Below are 11772 nucleotides of genomic sequence, written 5' to 3'. Positions count from 1 at the left end.
AAGTGATAATATAAAAATTTTTCTTAGACTAATAATAAACATTGTAGTAATAAATTTTTATTTTTCCTTTTCAATTTTTCAAAATTTTGAAATCTATTCCTTATTGTCTTTAACTTATGTGTTTTTAGATTTTCTTACAAAATTCTCTTTGATAAAATTTTATTCGAGGATGAAAAAATTATTTTCATTTAAAAATTTCTTGTTTTTAGTTGATTCAAATCTATTTTTAGATATTAAGAAAAACTTTTCTGAAGAATTTCCAAATACTAATTTGATTTGTCTAAAGGATATTAATGAAATTGAAAATTATAATGAAAATAATACATTGGTTATTACTGCAGAAAGACATTTTTCTAATAAATATAAATATGTTAAGCAAATTTCTTTATTTAAATTTTATCAAATTTATTTTGAAAATATACCTACAAAAATTTTTAGTATCTCAAATATAAATAAATATCGTCAAAACTTTTTTTATCTAAATTTCCAAAAATTATTAAAAAGGATTTTCGATATATCCATATCTCTAATTATTCTATTTTTTTCATTTCCTCTTTTAATGATAATTTTTTTATTAATTAAAATCGAAGATGGAGGTCCTATTTTATATAAACAATTAAGGACTGGTCAGAATAATAAGTTTATCTCTATTTATAAAATAAGATCAATGCGCATTAATTCTGAAAAAAATGGACCAAAGTGGTGTGAAAAAAGAGATAATCGAATAACAAAAATTGGCAGTTTTATTAGAAAAACAAAAATAGATGAATTACCGCAATTATGTTCAGTTTTAAAAGGAGATATGTCTTTAATTGGTCCTAGGCCGGAAAGGCCTGAGTTTGACAAGTTATTAAGTGAAAGTATTACTGATTATAATTTTAGATACAAAGTAAAGCCAGGCTTAAGTGGTTGGGCTCAGGTTAACCAAAAATATCCCTCTTCAATTGAAGAATCTAAAATTAAATTAAATTATGACTTTTATTACATTAATAATTTTAGTTTATGGCTAGATTTTTTGATATTTTTTAAAACAATCAGATTAGTTATAAATATTGATGATAGATAAATTTAATTAAGAGATCTTCATAGAAATATTTTTAAAAAAAATAATATTAAGAATAATTTTTATATGTCTTTAATCTAAATAAATATATTTTTTTATATTTTATTGCTTAGATTTATCAAAATTGTTATTTTATGATTAAATTTATTTGGCAAAGTAGATGCGGCATTTATATTTTGATAATGCTATTGGAGTCGATTCATATACAGGTATTGGATATGTAAGCAGAGTTTTGCTTTATACCTATTTCAAGATAGGCGTAAAGGTAAAATTACCAGCTACTACCCAAAAAGAAAATAAGATTATTTTTGATCTTTGGGAACAAGCAGGTAATTCATCAACAATAGTAACTTTAATAGAAAAGAATTATTTACCCTTTAAACTAAACTCTATTTTCAAATTTTACAAACTAAAGGATAGATCGATAAATGAAATATTTTGTCCTTTTCAATTTCCTCTTTTACTTTCTAAACAGTTAAAAAATAATAATATATCCTTCAAGTTTATAGTGCATGACCTTTGTTATATTGAAGCAACTAAACAAAAAAAATTTGGTTTTCTTAAAAGATATATTTTAAATAGAAGAATTAAAGAACTCTCTAAATATAAAAAAACAAAAATATTTTCTCCAAGAAATTACACTTTGAAAGAAATAAATAAAAAATTTGGGATAAATAAAAAAAAATTGATTGAAATTCCAATTCCTTATTTTTTTGGGAGAGAATGGGATATTAAAAATAATAAATATATAATAAAATATCAATCCCCTTATATATTGTTTATTTCAAACTCAAGAAAAAGAAAAGGTATTTCCCTCTTAAAAGAAATTATAGAAAAATCATTTCCAGCAAATTTTATAATTGTAGGTGATACAAATTTGAAAAATATTTTTAAAAGCTATTCAAATGTAAATATTCTTGTAAATATTCCTGATCCAGAAGTTGCTTCATTAATTATTAATTGTTCAATGTTAATTTCTACTTCTTCTTGTGAGGGACTTTGCCTGCCAGTTTGTAGATCGATTTCTCTAAATAAAAAAACAGCAGCATTAAATCATGGGATTTATAATTCAAATGAATTTAAAAATTTAATTAGAATTGATACTAATAATATTAATCCACTTATCAATGAAATAAATTCCTCAATTAATAACTTTAAAAAAACAAACTATAATGAATTGCAAAATTTTATAAATAAGGAACAATTTAAAGAGAAAGAACTAATAGAGCTAATACAAAAAAATGTCTAGTTCAGTTTATACAGATGAGATAATATTTTCAGCATCTCTAATTGAAACATTTAATAGTTTTTACATACTTTTATTTTTTAGCAGCTTAACAATTCTAATTTTTTATTATTTTTTTAAAAATGCATTAATAATTTCAATTCCAATAATTATTTATCCAATTCTTAATTTACATATAGGCGGATTATTTTTCTGCTTGCAAAATCAATATAAAATTCCTATACAAACAAGCTTAATAATTTATCTCATGACTTGGCTTCCAGTTTTAATGGTTGCTCTTTTTATTTCCTTAACTAATAAAAAAATATTTGTAACTGATTTAAAATCATTTCAATTATTTTTAAGAAATAATAAATCTTTAAAAATTTTTAATCTATTTTTAATGTCTATTAGTTTAATTTCGATTGCGTTTTTTATAATCAATCCTGTGGTAAGAGAATTTTTTTTAAATCCAAGACTTACTCGTAAATTTTTATTGCAACAAAATCTTTTAGTATTTACAACTTTGCCTAGTTTATTATTTGCCGTGTTTTCAGCTTTCTCCCTAATAAATAAAACATATATTTATCTAATATTTTATTTTTTATTATTGTTCTTTTTAGGTTCTAAATCTTTTTTATTTTTACCTTTACTATTATTTTTTACTTATAGATCAATTCATTTAATGAAGCTTCCTAAGTTAAAAAATTTAATTATATTTTCTTCACTGATTTTATTATTAATAACATTTTCAGCTCAACTATATAACTTTCTAAAAGGTCAAGATTATACTTCAATAATTCCGCAACTTGCTTCTACTTTTGATTACATAGGAGGCTTTAATTATTTCCTACAGAATAATGGTCCAGGAATCACTGAAGGCCAGATAGCAAAGACAAGCTATCTAAGTTTTATCCCTAGATTTTTATTTGAAAATAAACCAATAATTTATGGTCATTCTCTTACGCATGCCAAACTTGTACCTGAATTATTAAAAGAAAATTGGCATCCATCTTTTTATGAAAGTTTTTCTAATTATCTAGCTGATTATGGGATTTTTATTGGAATCTTAATGAGTTCAATTGCAAAATTTTTATTAGTTATACCAATTGTATTTAAAGAAATAAGAAAAAATAAAACATTATTTATTTCTTATATATTTTATATGTGCAACCCATATACAGGAATTATTACTTTAATAATTTTAAGTTCAAGCAAATTTTTTAAACAAAAAATTAACATCAAAGAAAATAACGAAGTCAATTATTTTGAAAAAAATACCTCTTAATTAAAAACTCTATTTCCGAAAATCATTTAAAATTTTCGATTTTTTTACTTAGAAACCAAGAGCATGTATTTTTTATAGCTGATTTATAGTCATAAAGAATTGAGGAATTTTGCCAAAGTAAATTTGATTGAAATATATAAGGTGTTGTAATGTTCTTTAATCTTCTAAGAGTTAGGGGTATTGGAGGTTTTATTTTCAGTAATTTTGAAAAGTTATCATTTAAAAAAGCTAGTAAATAACATAATTTATGGGGCAAAGTAAAAGGTTTGGGAGCACCAAGACCTAGTGCTAAATCATTTGCCCATTGTTTGATTTCAATATTGAATGGATCGCATAGATAGATAGTTAAATCTGAAAGAAGTTCTTTTTCATTTATGCATAATTCAAATATTTGATTAACAGAATTCCCTATATATGAAAATGACTTTTTCTTTTTTTTAAATCCAATATGAAAATATTTCTTCTCCAAAATTAAATTAAGGAAATTTTGATAATGTATAGACATTCCTGGTCCCCAAACCGTGGTAGGTCTAAAAATTAACCAATTTATTTCTAAATTTTTAAAAAATGACCTCACTATCTCTTCTCCAATGACCTTTGATAATCCATAAAATGTATCAGGATTATAATCATTAACGCCATTAGGAATATCTCCAATACAATTAACTAATTGCGTTGAAGCAAATAATACTTTTCTTGGTTTAATAATCCCTGAGTATGCGCACATTCTTTTTACTCCCTCAATATTCACATCGTATTCTGATAATCTTTTGCCAGATAGGTCAGTTCTAGCTGCGAGGTGAACAATATAGTCTACTTTGGGAATGATATTAGATAATTCATTTGGATGAATATCAAGCAAATCTAATTCAAAATATTTAAAATTAAAATCCGAGAAATCAGACCTTACTTTATCAATACCAAAAACTTTGTAACCCTTTGAAGTTAAAAACTTACATAATGCCTTTCCTATAAAGCCACTGCTTCCTGTAATTAAGAAGGATTCTTTACTCATTTCTTTAATCTATATTATTTAATTGTTTGGATTTTCTATTAAACTAACATTTAGTGCTAATTTTTAAATGTTAAACTCAATTTTATATAATAATAAATAACAACTACTTTGAAAAGAATTTATGAATAGATATGAGATCTCTACACTCATAATTAAAAGACTTAAAGAACTTGGAATAAATTATTTGAAAAACAAATATGAAGAATCAAGTGCAATTAACTTTCTTGTTATAGAAGATTTATTACCAATTAAAATTGCGACGAAATTAAGTGACTATTTCCCATTTGAAAATGAGCTAACTCATTTAAATGGTCCTCAAGAAAATAAATATATAGGCTTTCATTTTATTGATAAACAGAATTTAATAGAGGAATGTATTTATTCCTTTCAAGAAGAAAATGTAATAAAAATAATAGGAGAAATTACTTCAATAAAAAACTTAATTGGCGATCCAGAATTATACGCAGGTGGAATATCGAGTATGAGTAAAGGATGTTTTCTGAATCCACATATTGATAATTCACACGATAGAAATATGCAAAACTTTCGAAGGTTAAATCTTCTTTATTACGTAAATAAAGATTTTAATCCCATTAAGGATGGGGGTGAATTAGTACTTTATCCAAATGGTATTAAAAATAAAGCAGATGAAATTAGCTGTGCTTTTAATAGACTTGTCATTATGAGAACAGATAATAGATCGTTACATGGAGTAAAAAAAATTAAATCAGAAACTAAACGTAGAAAGTGTATAAGTAACTATTATTTTTCTAAAGAATCACCATCAGGCACAAATTATTACCACTCAACATCATTTCGTGGTTTTAAAAAAGAATTTGTTAAGGGAACTTATCTTAAATTAAATGCATTAACTCGCACATTCGCAAAAAAACTTATTTACAAACTCACAAATAAATCAGTTTCAACTAGCCAATATAGAAATAAATAATTTTTATTTTTTAATTCTTTTAATGCTTTACTTTAATATTGTCAAAAATAAAAAAAAAATATATTTTTGATATAACTGATGTAATAATCTTTCAAATTTTTAGAATTAACTTTGTAATATTATTATGACTATTATTTTGAATGAATTTAACCTTTAATAAATTATGAATTATAAAATTTCAATAATAACAGTTACACTTAATTCTAAAGAAGATTTAATTAAAACAATTAGTTCTGTTCAAAGACAAACTTATAGAAATTTTCAACATATTATTAAAGATGGCTTTTCTAATGATGGGACTAAGGTAATTAATTTCGGTGATTTTCCTAATACAGAGATTTACTTTGCACAGGATTCTGGGGTTTATGATGCCATGAATCAAGGATTTAAATATGCAATTGGTGAATTAGTGATATTTTTAAATGCAGGAGATATATTACTTTCCAATCAAGCATTAGAAAATATCAATTATTCTTTCTGTAGAAATTCACTTTCAACTTGTTTAATTGGATATACTGCTCAAGTAAATGAAACAAATATAAATAATTTTTCTTTATTGGGATTTGGCTGGTTTTATAAAAAAATACCATTAATCCAATTTCCACATCCTTCATTTATTTTGAAAAGAGATGTTGCTTGCAAAATTAAACCTCTTTTTGACAATAATCTTAAAATTGCTTCTGATTATAAACAACAAATACTTTTAAGAAAAAAAAATTTATTTAAGCCTATTTATTTAGATCAGATAATCACATTAATGCCCTTAGGAGGAAAAAGCACTCAAAACTTAATTTCATATTTTAATGGATTCTTAGAAACTCTAAAGTTTTCTTTTAATCTTTATAAAGTAAGATTTTTATATATTTTCTTTTTAAAAATTTTTATAAGGCTAATTAAAAAAATCATAAAATTTAAATATCCAAAAAGATATAGTAAGCAAATTATTGAATATTACTCCAAAGATATTGATAATTAAATATTTTTTATTTTATTTGAAAGATTTACCTCTTAACTTACAAAAGTATAATAATTTTTTAATTAAATGATATTTGTTTATTTTAAATTTTTGTAAGAAATAATCGTCTTTTTTAAACCTTCATCAAGTGATGTTTTACTCTGCCAACCTAGGCTATTAAGTCTTTTAACATCAAGAACTTTTCGTTTAGTTCCATCAGGCTTTTTTATATCCCAGTTTATTTGTCCATAATATTCATAGTATCTCGCAATTTTCTTTGCAAGTTCTTCAATCTTTATATCTTTACCAGTACCCACATTAAGATAAAAAAGAGGATTTCCATGATTGTCTAGAGGAGCACTTTTTGATTTTGGATCCCACTTTTCAAGTGCAAATACAACTGCGTCTCCAAGATCATCTACATATAAAAATTCTCTCAAAGGGTTTCCAGACCCCCAACAAGTTACAGATTTAAGTGACAATTTTTTTGCTTCTGAAAACCTTTTTATCATTGCAGCCATCACATGACTATTATTTGAATCATAATTATCCCCTGGACCATATAAATTGGTTGGCATTAGAGATATAGCATCTAGATTATATTGTTTTGACAAGGATTCGCAGAGTTTTATCCCTGCTATTTTTGCGATTGCATATTGCTCATTAGTTTTTTCTAATGGCCCTGATAATAGAAATTCTTCATTAATAGGTTCTAAAATATTTTTGGGATAAATACAACTACTTCCAAGGAATAGAAGCCTTTTAACATTTGTTTTCCATGCAGCTTCAATTATATTTGTCTGAATCTTGATGTTTTCAAGAAGAAAATCTGCAGGAAAAGTTGAATTTGCATATATTCCTCCGACTTTTGCTGCTGCAATTATTACAACTGTAGGTTTGTTCGCATCAAACCAATTAATTACTGATTCATAAGATAGTAAATCTAAATCTTTTCTCGTGGGAGTTAATAGCTTTCCTCCTTTATCTTTACAACCGTAACCTTTGTTTCGAAGTGATCTACAAATTGCACTTCCTGCCATTCCTGAAGCACCTGCTACGAAGAAGGTCTCATTAATTGAAATTTTGCTTTTCATAAATTAAAAATTTAGAAATTTATTTATGAGGAGCGTCGTTTGTAAATCCCTCTTTTTTTAAAATATATTCTTTCAATGCTTCTTGTTTATCGAAAGTTATCATCTCTTTAACTAATTGCTCTAATGAAGTTTTATTCTTCCACTTTAATTTTTTAAGGGCTTTGGTGGGATCACCTTTTAATTCATCAACTTCAGTTGGACGAAAATATCTTGGATCAACTCTAATAACTATCTCACCTGTATCTCCTCTTCTTCCAATTTCTTTAACACCCTCATTCTCCCATACTATAGATGGATTTGTACCAGTATTATTTCCCCAACCTAGTTCTTTAGCACTTAGTTCAATAAATCTTCTAACGGTTTCCTTTCTGCCAGTCGCTACTAAAAAGTCATCAGGATTGTCTTGTTGAAGCATTAGCCATTGCATATAAACATAATCTTTTGCATGGCCCCAATCTCTTTGAGAATTAAGGTTTCCCATAAATAGACAGTCGTCCAATCCAGTATCAATCCTAGCTAGTCCTCTTGTGATTTTCCTCGTAACAAATGTTTCTCCTCTTCTTGGACTTTCATGGTTAAACAAAATGCCATTGCATGCAAAAATTCCATATGCTTCTCTATAGTTAACAGTTATCCAATAGGCATAAAGTTTTGCTACTCCATAGGGACTTCTAGGATAAAAAGGAGTTGTTTCACTTTGTGGACTTTCCATTATTTTCCCGAAAAGCTCACTTGTACTAGCCTGATAGATTTTTGTTTTTTCTATGAGCCCAAGAATTTTTACCGCTTCAAGAATCCTTAATGTTCCCAAAGCATTAATATTGGCAGTATATTCAGGGCTATCAAAACTAACAGCTACATGGCTTTGAGCTCCTAAATTATAAATCTCATCGGGTTGAACGTTTTGAATGATTCTTATTAAACTTGTGCTATCGCTTAAATCACCATAGTGAAGCATAAAGTTATTATTTTTTTCATGTGGATCTTTATACAAATGATCAATTCTTTGACTATTAAAACTACTTGATCTTCTCTTAATACCATGAACTTCATAACCTTTTTCTAAAAGTAGTTCAGCAAGATAACTTCCGTCCTGTCCAGTTACACCTATAATCAAGGCGACTTTATTAATTCCTTTATTCATATAAAGATTTTAAGAATATATCTTTACTTTTGCCTACAATTTTTAATATATATTTAAAGTACTATATGTTTACTAATAGTAAGAGTCTTTACATCAATTTATATTATAAATTCACAAACATAGGAATTTAGATAATCATATTTCATTCGCTATTACGGAACAATTATTAGAAAAATTTAATTGCAACCAATTGAAAGATTAAGAGAATATTTTTAAAGATGATTGGCAATGTCAAAGAAATTTAATAAAAAAATATTAAGAATAAAAATGTACTTGATATTTAGATCCTTTATTAACACCATAATTTATACTATAAATAATTTTACTGAATTTAAAAGTTTAATTTTTTGATTCATTAAGATATTGTTTCTTTAAAAATTATAAATATTTTATGTTTGATAAAGATATTTTCCCAGTAATTTTATGTGGTGGTTCAGGAACAAGATTATGGCCGCTTTCTCGAGAGAGCTTCCCAAAGCAATTTCTGAATTTAAATTCTAAAAGTAGCAAATCATTACTTCAGCAAACACAAGAGAGACTTAAATCTTTTAAAGATATTTCCCCTCCAATTCTTATTTGTAATAAGGAACATAGATTTATAGCTGCTGAACAAATGAGAGAGATAAACATTAAACCAACCTCAATATTATTGGAACCTTTTGGTAAAAATACAGCTCCATCCATTGCTCTGGCTGCCTTAAAAGCTTTAGAATTAAATAATGATCCCATCCTTTTAGTATTGGCTTCAGATCATTTAATTGAATATAATGATAATTTTTATAAAGCATTATCGAAATCATTTCAGTTGGCTAAAAAAGGTAGAATAGTCACCTTTGGAGTCTTACCTACATCTCCCAATACTGGTTATGGATATATTGAATCAAAAGAAGAATTGAATTTAGAAACTTTAGAAGGTTCTGAAATAAAAAATTTTATTGAAAAACCAAATTTATCCTTAGCAAAAAAGTTTTTGTTAGATAAAAGATATTCTTGGAATAGTGGTATGTTTGTTTTTAAGGCCGCCAAGATTGTCTCTGAAATTGAAAAATTCCATCCTGAGATTATAAAATTGTGCAAAAAAGCTATCGAATTATCAAAAGATGATTTAGATTTTAAGAGAATAGATGAAAATATTTTTGAAAAATGCCCATCTATATCTATTGATATAGCTGTTATGGAGAAAACTAAAATTGGAACTGTTGTCCCTTTAAATGTAAATTGGACTGATATAGGTAATTGGAAGTCTTTATGGGAATATGAAACAAAAAATGGAGAAGGTAATTACATTCAAGGTAAAGTCTTTTTGAAAAATGTCTCTGATAGTTTTTTTAAAACCTCAAATAATAAATTAATAGTTGGAATGGGAGTTAAAGAACTAATAGTTGTTGATACTGATGATGCGATTTTAGTATCTGATAAAAATCATGCACAACAAGTTAAGGATATAGTTAATGAGCTAAATGAAAAGGGGATAGTTGAGGCTAAACAACATAAAAAGGGATTTCGTCCCTGGGGAAATTATATTTCTTTAGCAAGCGATAATCGTTGGCAAGTTAAGTTAATCAAGGTTAATCCTCGCGCCTCATTATCTTTACAAAAACATAAATATAGGGCAGAACATTGGGTAGTAGTTGAAGGGACAGCACTTGTAAGGATTGATGATAGAGAGATAATTCTAAAAGAGAATCAAAGTACTTTTATTCCACTAGGTTCTAAACATAAATTGTCAAATCCAACCGATCAGATATTACTAATAATTGAGGTTCAAAGTGGTACATATTTAGGTGAAGATGACATAATCAGATTTGCAGACGATTATGGTAGAAATTAGTCAATTGTTAAATATAAAATAGAGCTATTAAACTTAATCTTTTTTTTCCATAAAGTTTAAATTTCTACTAAATTCTGAACATCTTTTAAATTATAATCTCCTGCAGAGCCTTAATCCCTAATAAGTAATTGTGCAAAATCAAAATTATTTATAGTTAATTTGAAGAATAGATTTTCAATTTCTAAAAGATAAGTTAGCTTTTGAAATAGAATCTAAAAAGCCATTGTTCGCAATTTTTATCTTAGGAAATTGATAAAATTTGCTTTTCAGGAGTTTTAAATTGATTAATTTCATCTTAGTTTATTTGTCTAGATTTTTAAATCTTATATATAAAGATATTAAACTTAAATTAATTTTTTTAAAATTAAAAGCATAACCTTCTATATATGGAAAATAACGTATAAAAAATTTATTAAAAAAATATTTAAATAAAAATGAGTAATTTAAAATTAGAACAGTTTGGTAAATTACTTATTAAATTTTCTGAATATTACTTTTTAAAAAGTCATATAAAATGGTTAGAAATTGGCTGTGGAAATGGAAATCTTACTCACTACTTGATAAGTAAAGGTAAATCCGGTTTTGGGATAGATGTTGAATTTAAGGAAGGAAATTACAAAAAAATTTTAATTAATAATAATCAAATTAAACTTATAAATTCCAATGGAAAGTCAAGATCTGAAATTTTAGAAGAGAATCAATGCTATTCATGGCCTTGCAAGTCAAATAGCATTGATTTTGCTTTCTCTTCATCGGTTATTGAACATATTATTAATCTAGAAGAATTTATTAAAGAAAATGCAAGAATTTTGCAACAAGGAGGTTATTGTTTACATTATTTCCCTGCCAGAACTGCAATTTTTGAGGCTCATACTGGAGTACCTTTTGGGGGTTTAATAATCAATAAATTTTATTATAATGTGATGTTCAATTTGAGATTATGTAATGCTAGTTTTAATAATGCAGAAGAAATTTATCAATACATGAAAAAGTCAACTAATTATATTAGTAAGAGAAAATTAATTTATCTTTTCAGTAAATATAATTTGAAATTTATTTATGAAGAAAATAGTTTAACCATAAAATATATGGGACCAAAATTAACAAGATTTTTATCTAGATCAAAATTATTTTGTTACTTTTTTGGAATATTTAGGAGTAAATTAATGATTTTTCGCAAATATAATTAAAAACCAATTTAAATTAAA

10 protein-coding genes are annotated in these 11772 nt (G+C 25.7%); 7 read left to right on the top strand and 3 right to left on the bottom strand.

Annotated elements, in window-relative coordinates; genetic code table 11:
• Nucleotides 1–169 precede the first annotated feature (169 nt).
• From EW14_RS09755 to EW14_RS06940, 3 genes are all read left to right on the top strand, one after another.
• On the top strand, nucleotides 170–1066 hold the full coding sequence (locus EW14_RS09755) for a sugar transferase (RefSeq protein WP_197049566.1): 897 nt from the start codon (nucleotides 170–172) through the stop codon (nucleotides 1064–1066).
• A 157-nt stretch (nucleotides 1067–1223) separates the two neighbouring features.
• Nucleotides 1224–2312, top strand: coding sequence for a glycosyltransferase (locus tag EW14_RS06945; RefSeq protein WP_042850772.1), 1089 nt, complete (start codon nucleotides 1224–1226; stop codon nucleotides 2310–2312).
• Complete coding sequence (locus tag EW14_RS06940; RefSeq protein WP_042850770.1) at nucleotides 2305–3576, top strand: hypothetical protein; 1272 nt, start codon at nucleotides 2305–2307, stop codon at nucleotides 3574–3576. Before EW14_RS06945 ends, EW14_RS06940 begins: the two co-directional genes overlap by 8 nt.
• A 22-nt stretch (nucleotides 3577–3598) precedes the next feature.
• On the opposite strand, the gene EW14_RS06935 is transcribed toward EW14_RS06940, so the two are convergent.
• Entirely contained in the window at nucleotides 3599–4591 is a 993-nt protein-coding gene (locus EW14_RS06935; protein WP_042850769.1) for an NAD(P)-dependent oxidoreductase, read from the bottom strand.
• A gap of 121 nt (nucleotides 4592–4712) precedes the next feature.
• Here EW14_RS06935 and EW14_RS06930 point away from each other — a divergent pair, with 121 nt between their 5' ends.
• Nucleotides 4713–5540 (top strand): 2OG-Fe(II) oxygenase, encoded by an 828-nt coding sequence (locus tag EW14_RS06930; protein WP_042850768.1) that lies wholly within the window; start codon nucleotides 4713–4715, stop codon nucleotides 5538–5540.
• A 163-nt stretch (nucleotides 5541–5703) separates the two neighbouring features.
• Nucleotides 5704–6516, top strand: a complete 813-nt coding sequence (locus EW14_RS06925; protein WP_042850767.1) for a glycosyltransferase — start codon at nucleotides 5704–5706, stop codon at nucleotides 6514–6516.
• A 77-nt stretch (nucleotides 6517–6593) separates the two neighbouring features.
• Here EW14_RS06925 and EW14_RS06920 read toward each other — a convergent pair whose 3' ends face one another.
• Together EW14_RS06920 and gmd are read right to left on the bottom strand one after the other, a co-directional pair.
• Nucleotides 6594–7589 carry a GDP-L-fucose synthase gene (locus tag EW14_RS06920; RefSeq protein ID WP_042850766.1) on the bottom strand — a complete coding sequence of 332 codons (996 nt, stop codon included), beginning with the start codon at nucleotides 7587–7589 and terminating at the stop codon, nucleotides 6594–6596.
• 19 nt (nucleotides 7590–7608) lie between these two features.
• Nucleotides 7609–8733 (bottom strand): GDP-mannose 4,6-dehydratase, encoded by a 1125-nt coding sequence (gene gmd / locus EW14_RS06915; RefSeq protein WP_042850765.1) that lies wholly within the window; start codon nucleotides 8731–8733, stop codon nucleotides 7609–7611.
• A 391-nt stretch (nucleotides 8734–9124) separates the two neighbouring features.
• Here gmd and EW14_RS06910 point away from each other — a divergent pair, with 391 nt between their 5' ends.
• Both EW14_RS06910 and EW14_RS06905 read left to right on the top strand, forming a co-directional pair.
• Nucleotides 9125–10564 carry a mannose-1-phosphate guanylyltransferase/mannose-6-phosphate isomerase gene (locus EW14_RS06910; RefSeq protein WP_042850763.1) on the top strand — a complete coding sequence of 480 codons (1440 nt, stop codon included), beginning with the start codon at nucleotides 9125–9127 and terminating at the stop codon, nucleotides 10562–10564.
• Nucleotides 10565–10998: 434 nt separating this feature from the next.
• Nucleotides 10999–11754 (top strand): class I SAM-dependent methyltransferase, encoded by a 756-nt coding sequence (locus EW14_RS06905; protein ID WP_042850762.1) that lies wholly within the window; start codon nucleotides 10999–11001, stop codon nucleotides 11752–11754.
• Nucleotides 11755–11772: the final 18 nt, after the last annotated feature.

Origin of the sequence: Prochlorococcus sp. MIT 0604 (genome assembly GCF_000757845.1) — a bacterium.
In the GTDB taxonomy this organism is placed as follows: Bacteria; Cyanobacteriota; Cyanobacteriia; order PCC-6307; family Cyanobiaceae; genus Prochlorococcus_A.
This window is presented reverse-complemented; position numbering and strand designations above follow the sequence as displayed.